Genomic DNA, 26,363 nt, shown 5'->3' with positions numbered 1-26,363 from the left:
TTTAAGTCTGCTTTCGCTGAGTATCTTGTCAGTTTGGGGACAAGCTCATGCAGAAACAGTCTCAAGCACCGCACGTTCTTCAGAGGATGTGGCTCAATTAGAGATCGTTGTTGTGACAGCAACACGCCGTGAAGAATCACTCCAAAAAGTACCCGTTGCCGTTTCAGTCATTAGTGGAAAAGAACTCGATAAGCAACAGCAAAACTCACTTGAAACACTGGTAACACAAGTACCGAGTGTTAACTTTCGGGCAGGAGCTTCCAATAAAGATACTTCTTTATTTGTTCGCGGTATTGGAACTGTTACCACTTCACCGGGTGTTGAACCTTCTGTTTCAACAGTTATAGATGGTGTTGTGTACAGCCGACCGGGGCAAGCAACACTTGATTTGTTAGATGTAGATCGTATTGAAGTCCTACGTGGTCCCCAAGGAACACTTTTTGGTAAAAATGCATCGGCAGGTGTAGTCAATATTGTGACCAAAAATCCAACCAGTGAAACCTCTGGTTATATCGATGCCTATGCCACTAACGATGGTGAACAACGAATTAAACTAGGAGCATCTGGTACATTAATTCCTGAAAAATTAACTGCCAATGTCTCGGCGCTATTAGGTAATTTTGATGGCAATGTAGACAACCTTACAACCAATCAAGATGTTAATGGCTATAAAAATTATGGTTTTAGAACCAAATTTGAATATACGCCCACCGATAGTTTAGTGTTGGGCTTTACTGCCGATTATCTGCATAAAAAAGGGAGTGCCCCGACAGGCATTGTGGTTAAAAATACCGATGCCAACTATGCAGCAGCATTATCGCCTGTTGTCGCATCTCCAACCAATCGAAGTACGGTTGAAAATACTCAAGCCTCGACTGATGATACCAATCAGGGTGTAGCACTTACCGCAGACTGGACATTAACCAATCATCAATTATCATCTATTACAGCCTTTCGCCAATGGAAAAACACACAGATTGGTGACAGTGATCAACTTGCTGCTCCGACACCAAATTTTGCCGGAATTGCCGATTTAGGTCATGTTAACAGTAAGCAATTTTCTCAAGAAATTAGAATTAAACCGCTCGATCATGGTTTTTTTGATTATGTCGCGGGTCTATATTTTTCTAAAAACAAAAACGATGAGACTTATCAACGTGAATCAACTTGGTACAACAATGCTTCTAATGCTTATGTCGTAGATTTTGGTAAGGCAATCTATAATACAGACAGCACCAACTATGCTGCATTTGGTGAAGGTACCTTTCATTTCACAAATCGGTTGAGATGGATTGCTGGTTTACGCGTTACTCGAGATGAGTTGTCTTATGATCACAGCCGAGTTTCGACTGTTCCAAGCAGTGTAGGTGTCCGAAATGCCATTCGTTCTTCATTTAGCAGTGATGGATCGACCAGTGAAACTGGAGTTTCAGGCCGCATTGGACCTCAATATGACTTTACACCGAATATATTGGGCTATTTTACCTATTCGAGAGGTTATAAAGGTCCTGCATATAACGTTTATTTTAATATGCAGCAAAATGATACGCCTGTCATTGATCCTGAAACAGCTAACTCTTACGAACTTGGTCTCAAATCTCAATGGTTAAATAATCGTCTGCGTGTCAATGTGGCGTTATTTAATACGGATTATGATAACTATCAGGCAAATTTTAGAACCCTCGATCCAAATGGTTTCCCGATAACCCGCTTGGTGAATGCAGGAAGTGTCTCAACCTATGGGGCTGAAATTGATTCGGTATATAAAATTAATCCAAATTGGGCACTAAACTTTTCAGGTGCCTATACACATGCACGAATTGATGACTTCAAATGTCCAGCTGCCGATACCTCTTGCCCAAATGTAAATGGTAAGCCACTGCCATTTTCTCCGGATTGGAAATTTAATACCCAGCTCGATCGCTATTTTACTCTGGCAAATAACAAGCAAATTGAACTTTCAACCCAATATGCATGGCAGAGCAAAGTACAGTTCAGTCTCGACCAAAACCAAAACACCATTCAGGGTGCATATGGGCTTTTGAACGCGAGTATCGCTTTAGCTGATACTGCTTCTGACTGGCGATTGGCATTGAATGTACGAAATATAACGGATAAATCATATGCGACCTTACTGAGCACAAATGGTAGCCGTATTACTCGTCAAGTCCCTAGAGATGATGAACGCTATTTTGGCATTTCATTCCGTAAAAATTTCTAAAAAGTATGTCTAGTACGCCTCGTTTTTTTCGAGGTGTACACCCATCCATTGGACTGATTAAAATGAGTAATCCTTCGTCTACACGAAAGCTTCACCTTAATTTATTTTTAGACGGTTATGGCCATCATTTGGCCAGTTGGAGACATCCAGCGAGTCAATTAAACCTAAGCCCCTATGAACGCTACTTAAGTGCAGCAAAAATAGCTGAAGAGGGGAAATTTGATGCCATTTTTTTTGCCGATAGTTTAGCTGTTGATCCAGCAACTGCGACATCAGGCAAAATTCGCGGTAGCGAGATTGAACCTCTCACATTACTTTCAGCAATCGCGACACAAACCCGTCATATTGGACTCATTGGAACAGCCACGACAACCTACAATGAGCCATATCATCTCGCAAGAAAGTTTGCTTCTTTAGACCAGATTTCTGCTGGACGTGCAGGCTGGAACCTCGTCACCACCGATTTTGCACTTGAAGCGAAAAATTTCAGCACAAAGGAACATGTCAAACATCAAGACCGCTATGCACGTGCTGAAGAATTTCATGATGTCGTAAAAGGACTTTGGAATAGTTGGGATGAAGATGCAGCTATTCACGATAAAGCCAGAGGTATTTTCTTTAATCCAGATAAGGTACATACGCTCAATCATTGCGGTGATATTTTTCAGGTAAAAGGTCCACTCAATATTAGCCCAAGCCCACAGTCTCACCCTGTGGTGGTTCAGGCAGGCAGTTCAGAACGAGGTAAAAATCTAGCAGCTCGTACAGCAGATGTCATTTTTACTGCCCAATCCAACTTGGCAGCTGCACAGCAGTTTTATAGTGATGTAAAGCAACGTCTTGAAGACTTTGATCGTCAAGAGCATGAGTTGGTAGTGATGCCCGGTGTATATGTGCTTGTTGCACATTCGCATGAAGATGCTAAGAAGCAGCAACAGCTTTTAGATGAACTCGTTGATGATGACATTGGCCTTGGGCTTTTAGGCAGAATGTTGGGTAATTTTGACTTAAGCGATGTTGATGTGAATCAGCCTTTAGCTTCCTTAGATTTATCTGAAACCCAAACGGGGCAGCAAAGTCGCCAGCAATTAATTCAGGCACTCGGGCAAGAGCAGGATCTAACCATTAAACAGCTCTACCAACGTATTGCATCGGGACGAGGGCATTTTTGTTTGGTTGGTACGCCAGAATATATCGCCGATCAACTCGAGGAGTGGTTCGTTAGTGGTGCAGCAGATGGATTTAACGTTATGCCGGCCGTCATATCAAACGGCATTAGAGACTTTGTCGATCTGGTTATTCCCATCCTTCAACAGCGCAATTTATTCCGCAAAGAATATGAAGGGCAAACATTAAGACAAAACCTCGGCCTCTTGGCTGCTGCCGATTAAAAGGACAAAGCATGTATCTCGCAAATTCAGAAAGATATCAATCATTTCAATATCGAAAAATTAAAAATAGTGGGTTGGTATTACCACCATTATCACTTGGTTGCTGGCATAACTTTGGAGATGACACTCCAATTCAGCAACAAAAATCGGTACTTTATACGGCGTTTGATCATGGGATTAATCATTTCGATCTAGCCAATAATTATGGAACACCCTATGGAAGTGCAGAGAAAAATATTGGGCACTTTTTAAAAACCGACTTCAAGCCATATCGAGATGAACTTATTATTTCGACAAAGGCAGGCTGGGACATGTGGCCTGGACCTTATGGACAAGGTGGTAGCAGCCGAAAATACCTGATGGCTAGTCTTGATCAAAGTTTACTGCGACTGGGGCTTGATTATGTCGATATTTTTTATTCACATCGTTATGACTCAGAAACACCTCTTGAAGAAACAGCCAAGACACTTGCCGATATTGTGGAGCAAGGTAAAGCTCTCTATGTGGGGATTTCTTCTGGATATACACCAGAGTTAACTTTACAGTTGATAGAATTGCTTCAGACCTATCATGTTCCACTTACTTTGCATCAACCGATTTACAATTTTTTTGAACGCCAGATTGAGCAAGGTTTAACGGAGACTGCTAAACAAGAGGGTTTTGGTGTAATTACGTTCTCACCACTGGCTCAAGGTCTATTGGCTGGACGATATCTTAATGGTGTACCTGAAGATTCACGTATCGGACGTGGTAGTCGTTATTTACAGTCAGAGCACCTCGTTGCATTGAAACTACAGCAAATACAGCAGTTAAATGAAATAGCAAAGCGTCGAGACCAAACATTGGCTCAATTTTCACTGTCGTGGGTTTTACGTGATGAACGGATTACATCGACCATCATCGGTGCTAGTCGACCAGAGCAGATCATCGAAAACTTAAAAGCATTGCAAAATACGGCGTTTAGTGCAGATGAGCTGAATCAGATTGACACTATTCTAAATACGCCATAACTCTATACAAAATTTGCAGCATGGCTTTCAAGGAGCCAATGCTGCAATGATTGAGCATTTTATTTGTTAAAAGCTAAGTTTCACTGTTGCACCAATGGTACGAGGCTGACCTAAACTCGCGAGAACAATACCATTAGAAGAGTTCCATGTATTAGTAACATAGGTTTCATTAGTCAGGTTTTTTACCCATAGCGCAACATCTAGTTCATTTTCACCAATACGATGTCGTGCACCTAGACTCGCATTTGTTAATCCATATGCTTTGATAACACTGTACGGGTTATTATCTAAAGAACCATATGACCAATCTCGCCAAGCATAACTTCCTGAAACATAGGGTTGCCAGTTATTATGCTCAGCTAAGTCATAACGGAAGTTGAAATTTGCAATCCATTTCGGTACGCCATATACACGCTCTCCAGACAGATCTTGTGTATTTACGCCTGTTGGAATGCTGATATTGGATGGAGCAGGAGCATTTTTGTATTCTGTATAGGTGGTATCGTTAAGCGAACCATTAAAATTAAGTGTAAGACGACGAATAGGTTGATAGGTTGCATCGAGTTCAATCCCTCGGCTGCGTACTTTACCCGCATTTGCCAATACACTCACGACAGAGTTACCGACTTGCTCATAGCTTGTGGTTTGATAGTCAGAAACATCAATCCAGAATATATTGCTATTGAGCTGTAAGGTATTATTAAGAAAATTTTGTTTTAATCCAATTTCATAGTTATCTGCTTTTTCAGGATCAACCTTTAACGAGTTAGCACCCGCTGCTGGTGCAGAACCAATGCTCAGGTTAAAGCCACCTGATTTCTCGCCGTGTGAATACGTTGCATAGGCCAGTGTGCTCGGATTTAAACGATAGCTGCCAGTCAGTAAGCCAGAGTAACTTAATCCATGTTGCTTCAGTTCACCCGAGTCGTATGCGCCAAGCTGGGCATTTAGTAAATTACGCTCTGCCACACTTAAACCTGAAACTGGGGTACCGCCAATAGGGTCGGTTCTATAGATACTGGCAGATTTATCTTCATAGGTGACTCGTGCACCTGTGGTGATGTCTAACTTCGGTGTCGCATGCCATGTACTTTGACCAAATAATGCTGAGCTTTTTGTCTCAGTTGTTCCATATGAATACGAATCTCGATTATTCAAAATATTCGATTGACCATTTGCTATTAAGGTTCTTACGCTCGGTACGTTATAAAGATAAAATGCGTCAGCCGTATCTCCATATAAAGAGAAAGTCGTATTGTCTAACTGTTGCTGAAAGTAATATAGACCAGTTACCCAATCCACTTTTTGGTTTCCAGCAGAGGTTAGGCGTAATTCTTGAGAATACTGTTTATCTCGAACCGAAACACCGGCATTCGTCAATGCATTTGAGCTAATAAAATCACTGTTGGTAGGGGTGAAGTTCCAAAAGCGGTATGCACTGATCGACGTAATTTTTTTTCCGCTATCTAGCGACCAATTGGCTTCTGCCGATCCACCACCTTGCTCAACAGACATATGTTGTGGGGCATCTGAATGAATTTGTTTATCTTTCCAGTTGGTATAAAGATTTTTAGCACCTGACTGTGTGGCATTTTCTAAGTAACGATTGTAGTTATTGCCATATACGGTACTGTTAAACGTTGGCCCAGCGTAGTACACCACCATCGCGCCTTGATCATCATCTTGTTTGTTGTAATCTGCAATTAGACGTAAATTAAAATTCTCTTGCGGCTTCCAGAGAATTTGACCACGTACACCTTCGCGATCTGTATTGTTATAATCTTTACCATTATAGGTATTATCAATAAAACCATCCTGAGTCGTTTTATAAAAAGAGAGTCGACCTGCTACATTTTCGGATAGAGCATCTGAAAACGTTCCTTTAGCCTGCAAATAATTGCGTGACCCAAAAGAAATTTCAGCAGAATGGTCTGGGTCGAAGGTAGGCTGTTTTGAGCTAATATTTAATAAGCCCGCCGTGGTGTTTTTACCAAATAATGTCCCTTGTGGCCCGCGTAATAATTCGAGTTGAGCAATATCTAATAAATCAAATACAGCCATGCCGGGACGACCTAAGTAAACATTGTCCAGATAGACCCCAACACTAGCTTCCAAACCATCACTGGCTGGGTTATTACCCAAACCCCGAACGGCTACACTAGATTGACGAGGGTTTAAGAAAGCAACGTTAAGGCTGGGTAGGGCTTGTTGTAGATCTTCAAGTTTACTGAGTTTTTGTGTTTCCAGTGTTTTGGCACTTAAAATACTAATGGGTGTTGGAACATTTTGCGCTTTTTCTTCACGTCTTCGTGTCGTCACAATAACATCTGCAAGCTGAATGACATCATCTGCTTTACTGTTTGACTGTGAATTTGACGTACTGGCTTCCGTTACTGCTGTACCTGAAGTAGTGGAAGTGTCCTCGGCATAAACAATAGATGAATATCCTGCACACCCTATAAGTGAAATAAACAAACTTTGCGTGATTTTATTTAAAACTAATCTTTTTCTCTTGAAATGAAAGGTGTGCTTTTGAACTGACATTAATGACTCCATTTGTGTTTTCTTTGTGATGATTTTAATTTTTATGTAATTGAACACTGTCATTATCAGTACAAACTTAAGTTTATATTTTGATGATCTTATCTTTATATTTAATAGTAATTTTTTAAACATAGCCTTTTAAAATATTGTTCAGGCGGCAAATGTAAAAGCCAGCATTAGGTGCTGGCTTAGTTCAATCTAAAGACTAATCTCTTCGGTATTTTTATGCTTCAAATGGTTCTAGCTGATCATTCTGTAATAATCTTCGTTGTTGCACATTTTCAATCACACCATTTTCTTTGACATAAGTTGCCCATTCTTTGAGTAATTCATCGAGCTTTTCTGGATATTGTTTTGCTAAATCCTGAGTTTCGCCTTTATCATCTTTAAGGTTATATAGCTGCCAGCGATTTGGACCATTTGGGGCAGGGATGAAAAGCGCTTTCCATTCTCCTTTGCGCAGAGCCTTTTGACCAAATAACTCCCAGCCTGTGACATGATCTTCACTGTGAATGTGATCTTGTTGTACTTGTAAATACGGCAAGATAGAACGACCACGGAGTGGTACCAATTGACGACCTTTATATACCTGACCAGGATGCTGAATATTTAAATAATCTAATAGGGTTGGTAGTAAATCCATGACCGTCAAAAATTCGTGACTGATCTGATTTTGGCGTTTAAACCCTGCGTAGTGAATGAAAGAAACTGTTCTAATTCCACCTTCGCTAGTATGGGCTTTATATAAGCGAGCAGGAGCAGTAGCTGCTTGTGCCCAATGTTCTCCGTACCAAACATATGAATTTGCTCGTCCAATATTATCAATACTGTTGTCGTAATATTGCTCGATAATTTCATTAAGTTGGCCCCCAAAGACGGGTAGAGCTTCAAGTTGAGCACCTTCTGCACCATTGTCTGATAGGAAAATAACAATGGTATTGTCTAATTCCCCTCGATCTTTGAGGTATTCCACTACACGACCAACGTTTTGATCCATACGATCTACCATGGCCGCATAGACTTCCATAATTCTTGAAGACTTATCACGTTGCTCTTGAGTAAGGTTTTCCCAGAATGGAGTTCTAGCGAGGACAGGGTGAATCGTTGTTTCTGCATCTACCAATTGAAGTTGCTTGAGTTTCTCAAGGCGCTGTTCACGCAATTTAACGGGGCCATCCGCATAACGTCCTTTATATCGATCGATATCTTCCTGAGGTGCCTGTAAGGGCCAGTGCGGTGCAGAGAAAGGTAAGTATGCAAAAAAAGGACGTCCTTGGCGTGCTTCATCATCTTGTAAAAAGTCTAGAAGGCGAGTGGTAAAATAATCTGATGAATAAAACCCTTGGGGTAGTTCTTCCGAAAACTCATCATCTTCTGCATAGAGTCCTTTTGTTGACTTAAGTAAGCGTGGAATTTGGTCTTCTGGAATATCCGCTTCAAATAGATAATGATTGGCTGCACCAGGTAATAGTGCAAAAGAACGCTCAAACCCTTTTTTAATTGGAAAATATTCTGGTTTTAGTCCCAAATGCCATTTTCCAGACATAAGGGTGTAGTAACCCGCATCTTTTAATAATTCTGGTAATGCAGCAACTTTGTTATTTAGTACACCTTCGTAGCCTTCTTTACCTTCAAGTTCTGGGGTAAGGGCCTCTGCCATGGTTCCTAAACCAGCTAAATGATGGTCAGTACCTGAAAGTAACATCGCACGAGTGGGGGAGCAGGTTGATGCCGTATGAAAATTAGTAAGTCTTAAGCCGTTTAATGCTAATTCATTCAAATGAGGTGTATTGATTTCTCCGCCAAAAGCACCTAAATCTGAAAAGCCTAAATCATCTGCCACAATCAATAAAATATTAGGTTGGTTTTTGATATTTACATCTGTCATGTTTTATCCAACAAAGCGACTAAAATGCTTAGTGTAAATATGACAAATTTTTATTCTGTTTCTATTCTGACAGTTATCTCATAATAAAATCATATCATTATGACAAAAGCAGATATATCAAAGAAACTTAGTGGTACTGTTGAACTGATGAGTCTGTGCAATATCGCTTAGCTTTTCAAAATCCAAAATAAAGATTTGATTGTATTTAACCTCAATAATGTTTTGGTTCGAAAGCGCTGCTAGTTCTTTATTAATGCTTTGTCTTGAAGTCTGCAAAAGCTCTGCCAGATTTTCCTGACTCAATTTGAGATTCAGTAAAATTTTATCTTTGTCCTGATAGGAATGATAATCCACTAGAAAAACTAGTTTTTTAGCGAGACGAGTTTGCAATGTTTCAGTTGAATAAATGAAATTTTGTTCACGATTTAGTTGTGTTCTTACACAGATTAATTTCAACACCATGAATAAAGCATCTGCATTATTTCTGATGACATCCATAAACAATTGGCCAGGAAGGTTGGCAATGACCGTTCTACCTTGTGCAATATGGTCGTGAAGGAGGGGTTGACCCGTTACGATCGGAACAATATTGATTAATGTACCTGAGGGCACAAAAATATCGGTGTGGTATTTGCCTTGAGATGTGCTCCAGCCAAGTTTAAGCGCGCCTTCAAGCAAAATATTGATATCAGTACACGGATCATTTTGATTGTATATCGTTTGATTATGATAATACTTTCTTATTTTTAAATGCTGAATAAGCGTAGATTTCTCTGTATTAGATAAAGATTGAATAACCTGATAATTTTCTAAAATACGAATACTTTTATGAATAAATTCATTGGTTATAATTTGATGATCCGAAGATTGTCCGCCGTCAAAATCATTCTGATATTTTGAGATAGGATTCCTAAACTCGATAATTGAGGATGCTTTCATGATAAATCAGAGATATAAACTAAGATTTTAAACAGCTTATCAGAGTTAAAATTTATTCAAATTTCAAAAAAATATAATTTCATATTTAATTTTCATATGTGGGTGTTATTAATTATTTAAATATCAAAATAATTTTTTACGTGATGGATTGTCTCTGAAATAACAGAATAAGCCGCAGTTTCTGATAAAAATTCAGTCATATATTATGACAGGAAATTAATATGACTACATTTATTCAGAAACCAGCACAACAATTACAAGTTAAAAAATTAACTGGTCGAATTGGGGCTGAAATATCAGGCATTCATTTAAGCTCTGCGCTTGATTCATCTACAGTTCAGTTTATACACGATGCGCTACTAGAGCATAAAGTACTGTTCTTTCGTGGCCAGCAACATTTGGGGGACACAGAACAAGAAAAATTTGCAGAATTGTTTGGTTCACCCGTTAAACACCCAACAGTACCAGCGGTGGATGGCACAGATTTTATTTTTGAACTTGACTCACAAAAAGGTGCACGAGCCAATTCTTGGCATACTGATGTAACTTTTGTGGATGCCTATCCTAAAATTAGTATCTTGAGAAGCCTAATCATCCCTGAAACAGGTGGCGATACAACTTGGGCAAATACTGAAACTGCTTATGAAGATCTTCCTGAGCTTTTACAGCAATTTGCTGAGCAGTTGGTAGCTGTACACTCTAATGAATATGATTATGGTGGACCAAAACAAAATGTCGAGCCTGAACAACTCGAAAGACTGAAGAAAATTTTTGTATCTACCAAGTATGAGACAGAGCATCCAGTAGTCGTATTACATCCAGAAACGGGCAAGAAAAGCCTCTTACTTGGACATTTTTTCAAAAGACTTGTGGGATTCAGTCAAAGTGATTCACAGCTTTTATTTAATATTTTACAAGAAAAAGTAACACGACCAGAAAATACAGTGCGTTGGCAATGGCAGGAAGGAGATGTGGTGATTTGGGATAATCGCTCTACACAGCACTATGCAGTTAACGATTATGGCGATCAACATCGCGTTGTACGCCGAATTACGCTTGCAGGTGAAATAACGACTGGTGTGCATGGCTTAAAAGGTAAAACCACATTGCCCAAAGATTTATCAGCAGAACAACTCGAAAAAGCCAAGCTTCACGCCGTTTTAAATGCCAACTAAAGACTATTTTAAACATGCGAAGCGTCACTGTCGTTAAGCAGTGACGTTGTATATGTTGTTGAGAAAAACGATATGGCCACACTATCAAAACGTAATCAATTTATCTGGATTATTCCTGCGCTTATTTTTATTGCTTTGCTACTGTTTATTTTCAAACCATCTTCATCAGCACCATCAAAAACAACAAATCAGACTGAAAACATTGTAAAAATTAGAATTGCTGTACCTGATCTAAGCAGTAGTGAAAGACACAGTAGCGGCACACCATTAGTTGATTATATATATTTAAATCAGTTACTTGAAAAAGAATTCGCAAAGAAAAATATTCAGGTTGAATGGCAATTTTTTAAAGGTGCAGGGCCTGTAATCAATGAAGCCTTGGCTAATAAACAATTAGATTTTGCTTTTTTAGGTGACTTAGCCGCCATTATTGGTAAATCGAATCAAATCGATACCACATTACTGGTAGCAACTGGTCGGCACATAGATGCTTATTTGGGTGTTTTGCCAAATAAAGGATATACCAGTCTCGAACAGTTAAAAGGCAAACGAATAGCAATTTTTCAAGGAACTGCTATGCAATTGTCGTTTGATCAATATATCGAGCGATATGGCTTTACTGAAAAAGATTTCCGCATTATTAATTTAGATCCTGCTGCGGCCAATGCAGCACTTGCAGCGAAGCAAATTGATGCTAGCTGGGGTTTAATGCCAATTCTAGCGCTCAAACAACAGAAAATTGTAGAGGTTCCTCTGAGTACTGGGCAGAGACAGGATGGAGCTGGCACAATTCAATCAGGTTTGGTGGGTCGTAGTGAATTTATTAAACAACATCCTGAAATTGTCCAAACATTGGTCAATACAGTTTTACAATCAGCACATTGGGTTTCACAGCCTGAAAACCGCGATAATGCTATTCAACTTGTCACTAAAAATGCAGGATTACCAACAGAACTCTATGCATTGAGTCTACAAGACAAAGCCTTAAAAACAGTTTTTTCACCACTTTTGGATGAATATTATCTAGGGCATCTACAAGAAGGTGTACAGACTGCATTAAAGGCCAAACTGATAAAACGCGATGTTGATGTAAAACAATGGCAAAATGCTGAGTTTGTCGAACGAGGGATTCAACAGTTGAATTACGTCAATTATTGGAACTCATCAAAATAAAATGATTAAATTAATTTAGCTGTGCCAAAAGACCTTAACAAAGGTCTTTTTTTATAAATTGCATAATGTGCCTCTAAAATAATTAATGTTTCTTTGTAGAGGCAACAAGTATAGCTAAACGTACAGCAACAAAATCAAGGACTTAATAATGAATTATATAACTGTTCGTATAATGTATATTATGTTAAATAGAAGATTTGGAAACCTACCATATATAAGGCTCTGGCTACTCTGCATTGTTACTACGCCGTTTATACTTCACTACACTGAATTATTAAAAGCTTGCGCAACTGTATCTGTTGCTCAAGCAACTTATTAGGCCTTAGCACGCTTAGCGACTTAAACTGACTAACCCTATTTCTAATCTTAGCCAGAATAATTTTCTAGGCAGCTTTTTATAAAATGTCATTACATTTTTAATTTGCCCTAGTTAGAACGCGTAAGCCACTTACCGCTTTATCACCTTTACGGGCTTTATTTTTGGCTACTGGCTACTGCGATACAGATTTCTTTCCTTAAATCGCCTTTTAAACATTTTGTCTGATAAATGGTATTTGGAACTCAAACCAGAAAAATTCTTGGCCTGTCTAAGCTTTTGGTTAATATTTCAACCACGACATATCCTATTGAAATTTAATTAAAAAATATTTAAAAAAGCTATACTCATTTAAAAAAAACTTATATAATTTATGTGTACAGCTATTCTTTAGATTTCTATCACCACAATACATATAACATTTCAAATACTCACACTAACTGCATCAAAAAATATTCAAGCAATCTCTCCCGCTCATCTGGTTTGTTTGGGTCTAAAAGCTGAACCATTGCTCCATCAATCACAAACAAAAACATGTGTGCATCTTGTTTTAAGGCTTTTTCATTAGTTGTTAGCAGCAAACTATAAATTTCTTTAATCAACCAGTTTCGATAATCAATTACGACCTGATACGCTTCTCGATGTGTTTTGGCAATCTCAAATATGGCTTTAAACAACAAATGGTAAAGCCCATCTAAGTCTGCATGCAGAAAGTAAAGCTTGCGAAGCTTTTCAACGAGCGATAAGTCTTCCTGAACATAGATAATCGAGATGACTTCTTGTTTAAGGCCATCTTTCTGAAAAGTTAGACACATTTTAATAAGACGTTCTTTTGAGTGAAAGTAGTTATAAAACGTGGCTTTTGGGATTTTTGCCGCCTCAATAATTCGGTCGACCCCGACATTATGAAAGCCGTATTTGTTAAACAAATATCTTGATGAATGAAGTACGCTTAAAGCACGAAATGGAAGATCTGAATGTGGCATAGTTTTACCATTATAAAAAATTATTGTTGTATATAAATGAGATATAAAAACCGCTGCCTTTTTCGTGAGAAATAAAAGGCATAGCAAAGCCATAAGACTGTGCGCAGCACATCTCAAGTTTTAATTGTCTAAGTTTTAAGCAATAACGAGCTAAAGCCTGAAAAAGCCTTACGACGATCAAGCTGCGTTAAATGTTTTAAGCTGTGTTGTTATAGCTTTTGGCAAAGGTTGCCAAGAAATAATGGATTTGCAAAGCCAACTCCTTTTTATTGGGAGTTCTGCCAGACATTTATAGAATTATGGTGGCAGAACGGAAGAGGGTTGACAGACTAGCATGAACTTAAACTAGCACACCCGAAGGTGTCCCTCTCCCGTCCTACCGCTACGGGAGGGAACGAGTGGTTCACCACACAAGGCTATTCCTCAGAAGGAATAACTCTGATGCGGAAGTTCATGAGCAGTCTGTCAAAACTGCCTGGCAATGTGGCCAGCAGGCAAATGGTAATTCCCAACCTTCTTGCAGTCAAGCACACAAAATGACATTTGTTTTAAAATAGATCATTAAAAAGTAAGGATAAATAATTAAAATTTATTGTGAAAGTGAGATTTATAAAAATGCATACTAGCTGGGAATTATTTAATTAATTATTGGTTTACGTTGCATGAGGCATTTTAAATAAATATTTTCTAAAGTAATACTTCTATTCCTTATAAAAAAAATCCGTTTATTAAAACAATAAACGGATTTTTGCAATCAATACGATTATTTCTATTAATAATCACCTTCTCTCACTGAAGATGGATGCCTATTTAAAGCGATCACTTCAATTTTCATGTAAGGGTAAAGTGGTAAGCCTTGTAATAAGTTATGTAGCTCTTCATTGCTTTCAACATCAAAAATACTAATGTTTGCATATTGCCCTGTAATTCTCCATAAATGGCGACATTTACCTTGTCTTTGAATTTCTTGTGAATAAGCACGTTCTCTTGCTTTAATATCCTCAATTTCCTGCGCAGTTAAATGGCTAGATAAAATCACATCTTTTCGTACGTAAAATAGCATTAGTTCTTTCCTTTTAAATAACACGTTCAATAATCAATGCAATGCCTTGGCCTACACCAATACACATTGAACACAAGGCATAACGACCACCTGTTTGCTCAAGCTGGTTTAAAGCTGTGGTCACAAGACGTGCACCTGATGCACCAAGTGGATGGCCTAAAGCAATCGCACCACCGTTTGGATTTACCTTGTTGCTATCATCTGGCAAACCTAAATCACGGGTCACGGCTAAAGCTTGTGCAGCAAAGGCTTCATTCAGCTCAATCACATCCATCTGCTCTAAAGTCAGGTTGGCTTGTTTAAGTAATTTTTTAATGGCTGGTGCAGGAGCAAAACCCATAATGCGTGGTTCTACACCGACTGCTGTTGAAGCAACGATCTTGGCACGTGGTTTTAGGTTGTAAGCTTGAACTGCTTCATCAGAAGCAATCAGTAGAGCTGCTGCACCATCATTAATCCCTGAAGCATTACCCGCAGTAACTGTGCCATCTGCTTTTACAACAGGTTTAAGTTTGCTTAAAGCTTCAAGCGTGGTCGATGCACGTGGATGTTCATCGCTATCAATCACAACAGCATCCCCCTTACGCTGAGGGATTTCAACTGCCACGATTTCTTTAGAAAAAAAGCCTTTGGCTTGCGCGCTTGCGGTGCGTTGTTGGCTCACCAAGGCAAACTGGTCCTGATCTGCACGATTCACGTTAAACTGTTCAGCCACGTTTTCGGCAGTCTGGGGCATGGTATCTACACCATACAATTCTTTAAGTTTAGGGTTAATGAAACGCCAGCCCATAGTGGTGTCTTCAATCTTCTGGCTACGGCCAAAAGCACTGTCAGACTTACCCATCACATAAGGCGCACGGCTCATGCTTTCTACACCCCCTGCAATCACCAAGTTTGCTTCACCTGCTTTAATAGCACGGGCAGCAATAGCAATCGCATCGAGTGAAGAACCACAGAGACGGTTAATGGTGGTTGCTGGAACCTGATACGGTAAACCTGCAAGCAGTGCCGACATACGGCCCACGTTACGGTTGTCTTCACCCGCTTGGTTAGCACAGCCGTAGATCACATCATCGACCTGTTCCCAATCTACATTCGGGTTACGCTGCATGAGCGCTTTAATCGGCACAGCACCAAGGTCATCGGCACGGACAGGCGCAAGACCACCGGCATAACGGCCAAATGGGGTACGGATGGCATCGATGATATAAGCGTTTTTTAATGTCATTTCCCTACTTCCTTACCCTTGAGTCGCATCAATCAAAGTTGCACCCGTTAAAGCCTGTAACTCATCAAAGCTAAGACCTTCAACTTTCTCAATCACCTTCAAACCATCTTTAGTCACATCAATCACACAAAGATCGGTGTAAATACGGTCAACACAGCGTTTGCCTGTTACGGGATAAGTTAGCTCAGCGACAATCTTCGGTTCACCTTGTTTGGTCACATGGTCTGTGGTGATAAATACTTTCTTGGCACCAACCGCCAAATCCATCGCACCACCTACCGCAGGAATAGCATCAGGTGCACCCGTGTGCCAGTTCGCCAAGTCACCATTCGCTGCAACCTGAAAGGCGCCAAGCACGGCAATATCAAGGTGACCACCACGCATCATGGCAAATGAATCGCCATGGTGGAAAAAGCTGCCGCCTTCAAGCATGGTTACAAACTCTTTACCTGCATTAATCAGTTCAGGATCTTCTTCACCTGCAGCTGGCGGTGGGCCAAAAGCCAATAGGCCATTTTCAGAATGAAGAAAAATATCTTTGTCATTCGGTAGGTAGCTGGCAATCTTGGTGGGTAGGCCAATACCCAAGTTCACATAGGCACCATCTGGAATATCTTGTGCCACACGCTTTGCAATCTGGTCACGGCTGAGTTTCTGGTAGCTCATGTTATTTCTCCTTATTGCTTACTGTGCGGGCTGTACTTGTACAACGTGCTGTACAAAGATACCTGGGGTGATGATGTGTTCAGGGTTTAATCCACCTAGCTCAACCACCTCAGAAACCTGAGCAATGGTGACATCAGCAGCCATGGCCATAATCGGGCCAAAGTTACGTGCAGATTTACGGTAAACCAGATTGCCCCAGCGGTCGCCTTTGTAAGCTTTAATCAGGGCAAAGTCAGCCTTGATCGGATATTCAAGTACGTAATCTTTCCCATCAATCTGGCGAGTTTCTTTGCCTTCAGCTAAAAGTGTTCCGAAGCCTGTTGGGGTAAATACCGCCCCAAGTCCCATACCGGCTGCCTGAATACGACATGCCAGATTACCTTGCGGCACCACTTCAAGCTCAACCTTTCCGGCACGGTACAGCTCATCAAATACATAAGAGTCTGACTGACGTGGGAAAGAACAGATCACTTTTTTAACCGAACCAGCTTTAAGCAGTTTAGCCAGACCGTAATCACCATTACCGGCATTGTTGCTGACAATTGTTAAATCTTTAATACCTAGTTCAATTAGTCCGTCAATGAGTTCAGCGGGTTGTCCTGCGGTACCAAAACCATCAATCAGGATGGTCACGCCATCTTTAATCTGCGATAGTACCTCGCTAAGAGAGGACTTACTTTTGTCAATCATATGGAAAAGTCTCTTAAAGCCTTAATGCACAAAATCGATTAGAAACGAACGTTCTTGAACGTTCGTTTCTTTAAGGAACAACTATGATTTTTTCGCGAATTGTTGTTTAGCAAATTTACCAATGGCATCCGCTAAAGCTTTCGGTTGCTCTGGAACTAAGGCATGACCTGCATTTTTAATTTCGACTATCGTCACTCGATCCCCTAAAGCACCTTTTAAAACACCTCTTAAAGGTTTAGGTGCAACTGTGTCATATTCTGGTTGAATATCTAAAATTGGTGCTTTGCCAGCAGCAAAATAGTCATCTACAGGAGTATTATTACGCGCATAACCTTGTGCATCGTGTGCTTCGTGGTGCCAACCAGTTAGCCATACACGCGGATCATTCATTGGTGCAAAGAATGCACGTTTTAAATATTCAATACGCTTAGCTTCTGGAAGCTCTTCATTTCCAGCATTATCAATCGCCTCACGAATTTCAGGACCAATTGGTTTACCTTTATATCCCTCAGGCACTTTACCTGCGGAAGCGCCTGCTAACACCACCCCTTTAACCAAATCTGGACGTTGCGTTGCAACCATACGGGTTGGGAAATTGCCCCATGCATGACCGACTACAATTGCAGGACCAGCTTTAAAATGTTCGATCACTGCTGCAACATCATTTCCATAATCTTGGATATGCAGTTTTTCCATTGGACCACGGCTTAAACCAATTCCACGAACTTCAGGTCGAATCACTCTAAAGCCTTGTTTAACTAAATCTTGTGCAACTACGTCATAGTCACGTACAGAACGCCCTAGAGACGACATAATCACAATGGTTGGCCCCTTACCTTGTACATAAGCTTGAATAGAGACATCACCATACTTCACCATCTCATAAGGCACATTGCTTACCTTAGAGGCAGCTGCCGTATGCGTTGCTGGTGTAACGTTTGTTTGCTTTGCTTCCGTAACCGTTGCTGTGGCTAATAATATTGCTGTAGATAAAATAGCTAAGGTTTTGTTCATCTTAATCAACTCCATGTTTTAGATGATTGTGGTTTAAAAATTAAATAAGCAGATTTAAGTCAACTAATTAGCTGAATAAACTTGTTTGGAAAATTTGGCTATCGCATTTGCCATCGCTTCTGGTTGTTCTGGTACCATCGCATGACCTGCGTTTTTGATGACCTGTTCAACAACTCGTTCAGGCAAATACTCTTTCATTACATTTTTGACGACAACGGCATCGTACTCTCCTTGTAAATCAAGGATTGGAACCGTTTTCCCACCCGAAAAATACTCATCAATTGGCGTTACAATTCGTGCATGAGCTTCAGCAGCATGGTTTTTTTCATACCAACCGTTTAACCACACATGTGGATCATTCATAGGTGCGAAGAAAGCTTGTTTTAGATATGTGATACGTTGTTCTTGAGGAAGCTTATAATTTCCTGCGTTATCAATTGCATCTCGTAAACGCCCATACGGTTTTTCAGTTGAATCTTTTGGTAACTTACCTGCTGAAGCAGCAGCCATGACAATACCGCGAACCAGATCTGGTCGATCAGCAGCAAGCATACGTGCAGGCTGACTTCCCCAGGCATGTCCAACGACAACCACTGGACCAGTTTTTTCAGCATCTAAAACTAAAGCAACGTCAGCAGCAAAATCATGGAGAGTTAAATTCTCTAAAGGTCCTGTACTGCCATTGATACCTCTAGGTTCAGGACGTATTACTTTAAAGCCTGATTTTGCAAGATAATCTGCAACAATATCAAAATCTCTAGCGCCACGACTTAATGAAGGAAGTAATACAATTACAGGGCCCTTCCCTTGTACATAGAACTCAATTGAGACATCACCTTGTTGGATCTGCTTTTTATGAACAGAGAAATTTGAAATTAAATTTGCTTGATCCATATTAGATTCAACCCTATCAAGACTTGAGCACCCCATCAGGCTCAATGATGTCGATAAAATTGCAGTTAAGTATTTCTTCATGGTGATTCCTCACTTGCCAATTGGTTCTAAACCACTGTTGGTCAAAATACTTGCTGCTTGTTTAGATTTTAAAAATTGTACAAATTGAGCTGCGATTTCAGGATGTTCAGCCTTTTTAGAAATCACTGATGAAAACTTACTAACGTATTGCAAACTTTCAGGTAAAGGTGCAACAAAGGTAATCCCTTTAGTATGCTTAAGCTCACTAATCTGTTGCATTCCGACATCAGCCTGATGTTCTGCTAACACTTCTCCGACCAGCTTTTTACCCGGAACCTCAAGCCCCTTTGTTTGCATTTCTTGTTCAATATTCAATTTTTTAAATAGTGTTGAACGAATATAGACACCACTTGAACCTTGAGAGTAGGCAACTTTTTGGGCTGACAATAAGGCTGCCTTTAGGTCTGATTCATTTTTTAACGGTGGCAATTTAGTGCCTTTACTTACAGCTAAACCAATTTTTGAATTTGCCAATTCAGTACGACTAGATAAGTCAAAATTTTGACTTAATTCATTAGATTTAAGTGCATCATCCAAAATAATAGCCAAGTCCATCTTTTCATTGTTTTTAATTCGCATTGGTAATGATTCAGGAGACTTTCCAGCAGATGGACCCCATTCGATATGAACCGTATTTCCAGTTAATTTTTCATACATTGGAATAAGAGTATCCATCGCACCATGAAAAGAACCAGATGCAATAACATTTAATTGCGCTGCATGTGCTGGCACGACCATAGCAATTGATAAGCCCATTCCTGAGACTAGTTTTTTTAAACTCATTTTTAACTTCCTTTTAAGTGAAGAAGTATTCAGTCAATGAATACTTCATTGGTTTTAAAACATTAATTTTCTCTGAAATATAAATTTCGTGGATTATCGACAAATACGGCTTGTAGTAATTCAGGCGTATCGAGTGCTTTTAATGCAAACTTTAAAAGCTCATCATCATTAGGAACCTCACCCTTTACATTTGGATGAGGCCAATCTGTTCCCCACACCACGCGGTTTGGTGCAAGTTTGATTAACTTCTGAACCCAATTCAGTGAAGCATCCCAAGTGCTGGCAGGTTGTCCATTCTGTGCGCGATCAATTCCGGAAATTTTTAGCCAATGCTTCGGATTAATCATGACTTGTTGTAACTTGTTAAAAGTATTTTCTGCATCTTGTGAATCAAGCAAATTAGGTCGTGCCATATGATCAATCACAATATCGACATCTATGTCTTGCCAAGCTTCAATCGCTGGGAAGATATCCTCAATTTTTCCGTGTATCTGAATATGCAATCCGAGCTTTGCAACTCTTTCAACCAAACCTCGTAATGCTTGTGGATCATGATTTCCAGGCAAATGCCCCATCATGTTAAAGCGAATGCCACAAATTCCGCCGTGCTTTAATTCAACAAGTTGTTCATCTGTAATATCGTGATCTACTAAAGCAACTCCTCGATAATTAAAGTTACTTTGTTCAATCGCATCTAAAATGATGAAGTTATCTGAACCATAGGCAACAGCTTGAACAAAAACACCGTGTTCAATTCCTAAACTTTTGTGTAATTCAAGCAACTGCTTAAATGTTGCTGGTTCAGGATGATATGCAGCATCTTCAGGTAACGGAAAGCGATCAAAAGGTCCGTATATATGAAAATGGCAATCCCATGAACCTTTTGGCAAATTAAATGACATAGTACTTCCTAAACAAATCTTATTAGGTTCAACAAATATTCCATGTACCTCACATATTTGGAGTTACTCAGAATTCACCTTAATCACAACGTGCAGTCATTCCGCCGTCGACCACAATTTCTGTTCCAGTAACAAAACGGGCTTCATCACTTGCTAGAAACAGAGCAGCAAAAGCTGTATCACGACCATCTCCCATAAAGCCTGCGGGAATTCGTTTTAAACGACTTTCAAGCAATTGATCGACGTCACCGCCAGTACGTTGTCCTGCTAAACGAACCTCAACCATCGGGGTATGTAATTGACCAGGCAAGACAGTGTTTACGCGTATTCCTTTAGGGGCATATTCGACAGCAGTCACTTTTGATAATTGAATAATCGCGGCTTTACTTGCGGCATAGGCAACTTGCGGAGCACCTGTAAAACGGATTCCAGAAGTTGAAGCCGTATTTACAATCGAACCACCGCCTTGTTGCTCCATATATGGAATGGTGTGCTTACAAGTTAAAAAGACGCTTTTTAAATTTAAGTCGAGTTGTTTGTTCCAAGCTTCTTCTGATAACGCAACAGCTCCACCAGCGGCAGAACCACCTACGTTATTCACTAAAATATCGACACGACCATATTTCTCTACACAGGCTTCAACCATGGTTTGAACTGACTCACTGTCAGTCACATCACATGCAAAAGGTGTCACTTCACCACCGAAGTTTTGAATACGATTTAAAGTCTCTTGCATTGCATCAATCGAACGATCTACAGCAAAAATTTTTGCCCCTGCTTTTGCAAAAAGTACTGCCGCTGCACGACCATTTCCCCAACCTGGACCAACACAACCGGCACCCGTAATGATTGCAACTTTATCTTTCAAACGTCCTTGAGGATTAATTTCATCAAACATATTAAATTCCTACTTCTGGGGTTGGTAATTCAGGAGTTACACCTGCTGGGGGTGGAACTTCGAAAACATTAATCGTCATAGAAATCAGGGTGTAATAACCTGCTATCGCGACCAAATCAATTAAGGTATCTGTTCCAAGTAGTTGCTCTATTTCTCTATAGATCTGTTCAGACACCCTTTTAGTTTCATGAAGCTCACAAATGAACTGATAAATTAATTGTTCATCTTTATGAATAAACGCAGGTTTCTCACCTAAACGAATTGCTTCAATGACGTCTGTACTTAGGCCAGCCTCAATTGCATAAGGTTTATGGGCAGCCCATTCATATTCAGCGAGCCAGTGTCTACCCATTAGTAAGATGGCTAATTCACTCAAACGCGGCTCTAAACAGCTATCGTATCGGCAATATTGACCAAGACTTTGGGCTAAATTTGCTAACTTGGGATGATGCAACCAAATCGCTAAAGGACCTCGTACACCTTTACGTGGACCACTTGCAATTGCATCGAATACAACCTGTTGTTCAGCAGTTAAATGTTCTGGGTCGATAGCTTTTAAACGCATGTCTATTCTCGATATAAGAAGTTGAGATAATTAATGGGATTTATCTAAAACTTAACTTGATTGATTTGAATCAGAAGCTAATGGTGTCTCTACCAAAGAATCTTTCGCCCGTAGCAAACTACGTTTAGGTCTCTTCCCTGTTTGTTTTTCAAAGGCGTCAGCATCGAAAGCATTTTCCCAACGAGCGACTGCATAGACCGCAAGCGTGTTTCCAATAATGTTGGTAATTGCCATGATGGTTGCCATAATTCGGTCAACACCAAATAACAGTCCCAAACCACCTAACGGTAAAGTTTTTACAGACTGTAAAGTCGCCGCCAACTTAATAAAGGCACCGCCAGCAACAGTAGTTCCACCTTTCGAGGTAAAGCTTAAAATTGCTAATAGAACCAGTTGGTCGATTAAGCTCAAAGGCGTGTCAGTCGCTTGTGCGATAAAGCCCACAGCAATTGCCATATATAAAGCTGTGCCATCTAAGTTAAAGCTATAACCTGTAGGTAATACGAACCCGACAACGGCTTCATCACAACCAGTTTTCTTGAGTTTTTCAATCAGTTTAGGAAAGGCAACTTCACCAGATGCTGTACCGAATACCAAAAGTATTTCGTCACGAATCACTTTTAAAATGGTGAGGAAAGGTAGACCAATAATCCACGTAACTGTGCCAAGAGCAAATACGATAAAGAAGAAGCACGCTGCGTAGAAAACACCAATTAATTTCATTAAATAAATAAGTGTTTCACCGCCGTAACTACCAATTGCAGCCGACATTGCACCAAATGCACCGAGTGGAGCAAGCTTCATGATAAAGCCGAGCATCTTGAACAAGATGGTTTGTGCTTCATCAATTCCTTTAACAATGACAGAGTCTGGACCACAACATAAATTGATAGCCATGCCCGCTAAAATTGAAACCACCAATACTTGTAATACGTTTCCAGTCGCAAAAGCATCTACGATGGTATGGGGAATCATATTTAAGAAGAAATCAACCGCTGAAAGCGTTGCTGAGCCCTTTGCTGCGTCAGGTTCGGCTAGGTCGGTTGCATGTAGACCTAAACCAGGTTGCAACACATTGACAAATACAAAGCCAATCAGCATTGCTACAGTTGTTAGTACTTCAAAATAAATAAGCGACTTAACACCCAAACGGCCCAGTTTTTTCATATCTTTAATATGAGTTAAACCATGAACCAAAGTAAGAAAAATCAAAGGAGCTAAAAGCATTTTTAGTAAAGCAATAAATGCTTGACCTAATGGCTTCATTGCCTTTGCCCATTCAGGGGAGACTAAACCCAAAATAATGGCAGCAATAATTGCAATAATTACCTGCACATGTAGTTTTTTTAACATGTCGAATTCCTATATCGAAACTTTAAAATGCTTGTGCTTGAACACATCCCTGCATTTTTTGGCAAACGAATCCCCTATAAACAACATTCATATGTGTTTAGATTTAAATTTAACGGGGGGTTCAATTGTCTAGAATGATTAACTCATCGAAAAGCTAGATTTAAAAGATAATCTGTCATAGAATCAGTCCTTAATCATATTTTTCCAAATAAACCTGACCAATCCGATTCCCTAGATCAGGTTAAAAATCAATAATGATATCAATAGCTTTTGACCAAAATATTGATATCTTTTGATAAAGCATCACGTAAATAAGAACCTTATCTATCACTTTCCAAATAAGTTCCGTTCATTACGTCTGAGTTCATTGTTATATAATCACCACCTTAATGGAATAGGATTTAAACACTATCAGATATGAATGAAATTAATATCGTACAAATCGACTTAAATCTTTTGAAGTGCTTTGAAGTCCTATATGAAGAGCAGAATGCTTCTCGTGCAGCGGAACGTTTAGGAATTACTCAGTCTGCGGTCAGTGCATCTTTAAGACGACTTAGAGACATTTATCAAGATCCCCTTTTTCAGCGGACTGGTCGAGGACTTGCGCCAACCACTAAAGCTCATGCTTTAAAACCATTAGTCAGCAATGCCTTAAATATTTTTAGAGAAACTCTGCTATCTCTACCTAATAATGCCAATAACTTACAGCAGCGAATTATTACTCTTGGTATGTCAGATGATTTTGAAATTGCATTTGCACAAGAAATTATTGAACAAGTTAAATTAAAATTTCCACATTATAGAATCGTGATTAAACAGACATATATGCATATTATTGCTGAAATGTTAGTAAAACATAATGTTGATATTGGAGTGACTTCTGGTGGAATCTACTACCACTCTTTGTATCGAGAATTAATGGTTTTAGGTGATTATTCTTGTTTAGTCACTAACCCTGAAGATGCAGTTGAACTGACCTTGGAAAAGTTTTTAAGTTTTGAACATCTATTAATTTCTAATACCGCACAGATCGGAATAGTTGACGAACACTTAACAAAATTAAATAAAACCAGACATATATTTGCATCCACCTCTCATTTCGCAGCTATTCCTTGGTTATTAAAAAGGAAAGGAACGGTTTGTACACTTCCCACCCACGCTGCAAGAAAAATTTCTGAAATTGTACCCTCATTGATTTATACAAAATGTCCAATTTCGATACCGACCTACCCGATGGTTCTTTCATGTAGAAAAACATCTCTAAAAGACAAAGCTATTTTGGATGTACAAGAAGTGATTAGGTTCGTTATAAATAGCTATAAATAAATTTTTTCTTAAATAATCGTCATTTTTGGTTAAATAAACTAAATATCAGCTTGTCTAAAATCAAGATTATTTTTAAAAGTAATTATGTTCATTTTGATAAGTTCCAACACAATTTAAGTCATTGCAAATATGCATACAAAAATGCAAGTATTATTGGAAACATGTCCACATGTGGACTATTGGAATTTAAAGATAGTTCAATGTGTTCACTTGAAAGATCAAGAGCAACAAGTATTGAGAAAAAAGTTATTCAAAAGAATAATATATTTATTCAGACAGGACAACTGCCGATTAGAGATAGTGAACTTGTTCATATTTTGTGATGAGCAAGGTATTGAAGTTGGCGCAAGTGGAAATGTAATTATCCCTAAATAATTTAAAACTATTAATGGTAGCAAAAAAGATGGCAGGTAAAAAAGTTAAACTAGATAGTCGTCCAACTTTGTTTTCAACACAAGGTGATGCTCAAAATCACTATAATCAAATCGCTCAAAATATTTATGAATCCAAGACCATCATTCATAGCGGTCAAAATTTCGAGGAATTAAAAGAAATTTTCATAAAATACTGTCAATACAGCAATTATGAATCAGGAAAATTTGCTAATTTAGAAATTATTGGCTTTAAAGGTGTACAAACTGTAAGAGAAAATTATGGACAACATGTAACAACCATATGTTTTGCTGTCATATTTTCAAATCAACAAGAGCAAGAATTTTCTGTTCGTAAAGCAATCAAAGCAATTGCTGATTATCAAAAATCAAATCAGCAATAATGATACAAGAGTCCCCAATTAAATTGTATGGACTCCTTTTCTACTAACTCTTGGCAAACCCATTACCGTTAGTATCAGTTAGTACGTGTGCTTTCCATTGGGCATTATTACAAGTGCTAGCACTGTTGTGTGGAGGAAAAGTATTATCTTGTGGATGTGCATTTGACGTAATCTCTCTTTTACAGTTTTTGCATTTATAAATACCAGATAATGGTACTGTATCTCCAGGTTTATAAACTGTATCAAACCCACTCCAAGTAAGTGGTGTTAAGTCAGTACCGCTACGAATCCCCGCCATTTTTACTACTCTCAAAATTATTATGGAAATACTTTTATTGGTATTAATTAAAGAAATACAAGATAGTATTAAAAAAAATTAGTCATGTCGCATAACTGCATTTTATATTAAATTCTCTAAGTTCATAAACTACTTTGTTGCACCTCAGATTAGAGTTATGCAACAAAGCCCAACCTTTAGA

General features: G+C 39.2%; 23 protein-coding genes. 7 read left to right on the top strand and 16 right to left on the bottom strand.

Annotation, left to right across the window (positions count from 1 at the left end; genetic code table 11):
* Window positions 1-25 precede the first annotated feature (25 nt).
* The 3 genes from MJX77_RS14770 (at window position 26) to mgrA (ending at window position 4,622) form a co-directional block, all read left to right on the top strand.
* Complete coding sequence (locus tag MJX77_RS14770) at window positions 26-2,221, top strand: TonB-dependent receptor (RefSeq protein WP_252061341.1); 2,196 nt, start codon at window positions 26-28, stop codon at window positions 2,219-2,221.
* 62 nt (window positions 2,222-2,283) lie between these two features.
* Window positions 2,284-3,612, top strand: coding sequence for an LLM class flavin-dependent oxidoreductase (locus MJX77_RS14765; protein ID WP_252059498.1), 1,329 nt, complete (start codon window positions 2,284-2,286; stop codon window positions 3,610-3,612).
* An 11-nt stretch (window positions 3,613-3,623) separates the two neighbouring features.
* The gene (gene mgrA / locus MJX77_RS14760; protein WP_252059497.1) at window positions 3,624-4,622 is read left to right on the top strand and encodes an L-glyceraldehyde 3-phosphate reductase; all 999 of its coding nucleotides are present in this window, start codon (window positions 3,624-3,626) and stop codon (window positions 4,620-4,622) included.
* 66 nt (window positions 4,623-4,688) lie between these two features.
* Here the strand turns inward: mgrA and MJX77_RS14755 are convergent, their stop codons facing one another.
* The 3 genes from MJX77_RS14755 to MJX77_RS14745 form a co-directional block, all read right to left on the bottom strand.
* Window positions 4,689-7,178 carry a TonB-dependent receptor gene (locus tag MJX77_RS14755; protein ID WP_252059496.1) on the bottom strand — a complete coding sequence of 830 codons (2,490 nt, stop codon included), beginning with the start codon at window positions 7,176-7,178 and terminating at the stop codon, window positions 4,689-4,691.
* A gap of 211 nt (window positions 7,179-7,389) precedes the next feature.
* Window positions 7,390-9,054, bottom strand: coding sequence for an arylsulfatase (locus tag MJX77_RS14750; RefSeq protein ID WP_209045009.1), 1,665 nt, complete (start codon window positions 9,052-9,054; stop codon window positions 7,390-7,392).
* Between the two features lie 117 nt (window positions 9,055-9,171).
* Window positions 9,172-9,993: a Crp/Fnr family transcriptional regulator gene (locus MJX77_RS14745; protein ID WP_004701544.1), complete on the bottom strand. Its 822-nt coding sequence runs from the start codon at window positions 9,991-9,993 to the stop codon at window positions 9,172-9,174.
* A gap of 221 nt (window positions 9,994-10,214) precedes the next feature.
* On the opposite strand from MJX77_RS14745, the gene MJX77_RS14740 reads away from it, so the two are divergent.
* Together MJX77_RS14740 and MJX77_RS14735 are read left to right on the top strand one after the other, a co-directional pair.
* Window positions 10,215-11,168, top strand: a complete 954-nt coding sequence (locus tag MJX77_RS14740; RefSeq protein WP_252059495.1) for a TauD/TfdA dioxygenase family protein — start codon at window positions 10,215-10,217, stop codon at window positions 11,166-11,168.
* Window positions 11,169-11,240: 72 nt separating this feature from the next.
* Window positions 11,241-12,341: an ABC transporter substrate-binding protein gene (locus MJX77_RS14735; protein WP_252059494.1), complete on the top strand. Its 1,101-nt coding sequence runs from the start codon at window positions 11,241-11,243 to the stop codon at window positions 12,339-12,341.
* Window positions 12,342-13,088: 747 nt separating this feature from the next.
* Here MJX77_RS14735 and MJX77_RS14730 read toward each other — a convergent pair.
* The 12 genes from MJX77_RS14730 to MJX77_RS14670 form a co-directional block, all read right to left on the bottom strand.
* Window positions 13,089-13,643 carry a TetR/AcrR family transcriptional regulator gene (locus MJX77_RS14730; RefSeq protein WP_252059493.1) on the bottom strand — a complete coding sequence of 185 codons (555 nt, stop codon included), beginning with the start codon at window positions 13,641-13,643 and terminating at the stop codon, window positions 13,089-13,091.
* 772 nt (window positions 13,644-14,415) lie between these two features.
* A complete protein-coding gene (gene catC, locus MJX77_RS14720; RefSeq protein WP_252059492.1) occupies window positions 14,416-14,706 on the bottom strand; it encodes a muconolactone Delta-isomerase in 291 nt (96 codons plus the stop codon).
* A gap of 13 nt (window positions 14,707-14,719) precedes the next feature.
* Complete coding sequence (gene pcaF / locus MJX77_RS14715) at window positions 14,720-15,934, bottom strand: 3-oxoadipyl-CoA thiolase (RefSeq protein WP_252059491.1); 1,215 nt, start codon at window positions 15,932-15,934, stop codon at window positions 14,720-14,722.
* Window positions 15,935-15,946: 12 nt separating this feature from the next.
* Complete coding sequence (locus MJX77_RS14710; protein WP_017398388.1) at window positions 15,947-16,600, bottom strand: 3-oxoacid CoA-transferase subunit B; 654 nt, start codon at window positions 16,598-16,600, stop codon at window positions 15,947-15,949.
* An 18-nt stretch (window positions 16,601-16,618) separates the two neighbouring features.
* Window positions 16,619-17,290, bottom strand: coding sequence for a 3-oxoacid CoA-transferase subunit A (locus MJX77_RS14705; RefSeq protein ID WP_252059490.1), 672 nt, complete (start codon window positions 17,288-17,290; stop codon window positions 16,619-16,621).
* Window positions 17,291-17,371: 81 nt separating this feature from the next.
* Entirely contained in the window at window positions 17,372-18,304 is a 933-nt protein-coding gene (locus MJX77_RS14700; protein ID WP_033847748.1) for an alpha/beta fold hydrolase, read from the bottom strand.
* A gap of 63 nt (window positions 18,305-18,367) precedes the next feature.
* A complete protein-coding gene (locus MJX77_RS14695) occupies window positions 18,368-19,279 on the bottom strand; it encodes an alpha/beta fold hydrolase (protein WP_252059489.1) in 912 nt (303 codons plus the stop codon).
* A 9-nt stretch (window positions 19,280-19,288) separates the two neighbouring features.
* Window positions 19,289-20,062 (bottom strand): substrate-binding domain-containing protein, encoded by a 774-nt coding sequence (locus MJX77_RS14690; protein WP_252059488.1) that lies wholly within the window; start codon window positions 20,060-20,062, stop codon window positions 19,289-19,291.
* A 62-nt stretch (window positions 20,063-20,124) separates the two neighbouring features.
* Window positions 20,125-20,964 carry an amidohydrolase family protein gene (locus MJX77_RS14685; RefSeq protein WP_252059487.1) on the bottom strand — a complete coding sequence of 280 codons (840 nt, stop codon included), beginning with the start codon at window positions 20,962-20,964 and terminating at the stop codon, window positions 20,125-20,127.
* A gap of 79 nt (window positions 20,965-21,043) precedes the next feature.
* Complete coding sequence (locus tag MJX77_RS14680; RefSeq protein WP_170249771.1) at window positions 21,044-21,862, bottom strand: SDR family NAD(P)-dependent oxidoreductase; 819 nt, start codon at window positions 21,860-21,862, stop codon at window positions 21,044-21,046.
* A 1-nt stretch (window position 21,863) separates the two neighbouring features.
* Window positions 21,864-22,427, bottom strand: a complete 564-nt coding sequence (locus MJX77_RS14675; protein ID WP_252059486.1) for a carboxymuconolactone decarboxylase family protein — start codon at window positions 22,425-22,427, stop codon at window positions 21,864-21,866.
* A 51-nt stretch (window positions 22,428-22,478) separates the two neighbouring features.
* Window positions 22,479-23,780: a cation:dicarboxylate symporter family transporter gene (locus MJX77_RS14670; protein ID WP_125698737.1), complete on the bottom strand. Its 1,302-nt coding sequence runs from the start codon at window positions 23,778-23,780 to the stop codon at window positions 22,479-22,481.
* A 417-nt stretch (window positions 23,781-24,197) separates the two neighbouring features.
* Here MJX77_RS14670 and MJX77_RS14665 point away from each other — a divergent pair, with 417 nt between their 5' ends.
* Window positions 24,198-25,109 carry a LysR family transcriptional regulator gene (locus tag MJX77_RS14665; protein WP_252059485.1) on the top strand — a complete coding sequence of 304 codons (912 nt, stop codon included), beginning with the start codon at window positions 24,198-24,200 and terminating at the stop codon, window positions 25,107-25,109.
* A 403-nt stretch (window positions 25,110-25,512) separates the two neighbouring features.
* Window positions 25,513-25,884, top strand: a complete 372-nt coding sequence (locus tag MJX77_RS14660; protein WP_145994037.1) for a hypothetical protein — start codon at window positions 25,513-25,515, stop codon at window positions 25,882-25,884.
* 43 nt (window positions 25,885-25,927) lie between these two features.
* Here the strand turns inward: MJX77_RS14660 and MJX77_RS14655 are convergent, their stop codons facing one another.
* The gene (locus MJX77_RS14655; protein WP_100192777.1) at window positions 25,928-26,182 is read right to left on the bottom strand and encodes a protein L; all 255 of its coding nucleotides are present in this window, start codon (window positions 26,180-26,182) and stop codon (window positions 25,928-25,930) included.
* Between the last annotated feature and the right edge of the window lie 181 nt (window positions 26,183-26,363).

This window comes from Acinetobacter sp. AHP123, assembly GCF_023757925.1.
Classification (GTDB): domain Bacteria; phylum Pseudomonadota; class Gammaproteobacteria; order Pseudomonadales; family Moraxellaceae; genus Acinetobacter; species Acinetobacter oleivorans.
This window is presented reverse-complemented; position numbering and strand designations above follow the sequence as displayed.

Coding starts and splice junctions, on each gene's coding strand:
- MJX77_RS14765 (WP_252059498.1), top strand. CDS start 2,284: ATGAGTAATCCTTCGTCTACACGAAAGCTTCACCTTAATTTATTTTTA.
- mgrA (WP_252059497.1), top strand. CDS start 3,624: ATGTATCTCGCAAATTCAGAAAGATATCAATCATTTCAATATCGAAAA.
- MJX77_RS14755 (WP_252059496.1), bottom strand. CDS start 7,178: ATGGAGTCATTAATGTCAGTTCAAAAGCACACCTTTCATTTCAAGAGA.
- MJX77_RS14750 (WP_209045009.1), bottom strand. CDS start 9,054: ATGACAGATGTAAATATCAAAAACCAACCTAATATTTTATTGATTGTG.
- MJX77_RS14745 (WP_004701544.1), bottom strand. CDS start 9,993: ATGAAAGCATCCTCAATTATCGAGTTTAGGAATCCTATCTCAAAATAT.
- MJX77_RS14740 (WP_252059495.1), top strand. CDS start 10,215: ATGACTACATTTATTCAGAAACCAGCACAACAATTACAAGTTAAAAAA.
- MJX77_RS14735 (WP_252059494.1), top strand. CDS start 11,241: ATGGCCACACTATCAAAACGTAATCAATTTATCTGGATTATTCCTGCG.
- MJX77_RS14730 (WP_252059493.1), bottom strand. CDS start 13,643: ATGCCACATTCAGATCTTCCATTTCGTGCTTTAAGCGTACTTCATTCA.
- catC (WP_252059492.1), bottom strand. CDS start 14,706: ATGCTATTTTACGTACGAAAAGATGTGATTTTATCTAGCCATTTAACT.
- pcaF (WP_252059491.1), bottom strand. CDS start 15,934: ATGACATTAAAAAACGCTTATATCATCGATGCCATCCGTACCCCATTT.
- MJX77_RS14710 (WP_017398388.1), bottom strand. CDS start 16,600: ATGAGCTACCAGAAACTCAGCCGTGACCAGATTGCAAAGCGTGTGGCA.
- MJX77_RS14705 (WP_252059490.1), bottom strand. CDS start 17,290: ATGATTGACAAAAGTAAGTCCTCTCTTAGCGAGGTACTATCGCAGATT.
- MJX77_RS14700 (WP_033847748.1), bottom strand. CDS start 18,304: ATGAACAAAACCTTAGCTATTTTATCTACAGCAATATTATTAGCCACA.
- MJX77_RS14695 (WP_252059489.1), bottom strand. CDS start 19,279: ATGAAGAAATACTTAACTGCAATTTTATCGACATCATTGAGCCTGATG.
- MJX77_RS14690 (WP_252059488.1), bottom strand. CDS start 20,062: ATGAGTTTAAAAAAACTAGTCTCAGGAATGGGCTTATCAATTGCTATG.
- MJX77_RS14685 (WP_252059487.1), bottom strand. CDS start 20,964: ATGTCATTTAATTTGCCAAAAGGTTCATGGGATTGCCATTTTCATATA.
- MJX77_RS14680 (WP_170249771.1), bottom strand. CDS start 21,862: ATGTTTGATGAAATTAATCCTCAAGGACGTTTGAAAGATAAAGTTGCA.
- MJX77_RS14675 (WP_252059486.1), bottom strand. CDS start 22,427: ATGCGTTTAAAAGCTATCGACCCAGAACATTTAACTGCTGAACAACAG.
- MJX77_RS14670 (WP_125698737.1), bottom strand. CDS start 23,780: ATGTTAAAAAAACTACATGTGCAGGTAATTATTGCAATTATTGCTGCC.
- MJX77_RS14665 (WP_252059485.1), top strand. CDS start 24,198: ATGAATGAAATTAATATCGTACAAATCGACTTAAATCTTTTGAAGTGC.
- MJX77_RS14660 (WP_145994037.1), top strand. CDS start 25,513: ATGGCAGGTAAAAAAGTTAAACTAGATAGTCGTCCAACTTTGTTTTCA.
- MJX77_RS14655 (WP_100192777.1), bottom strand. CDS start 26,182: ATGGCGGGGATTCGTAGCGGTACTGACTTAACACCACTTACTTGGAGT.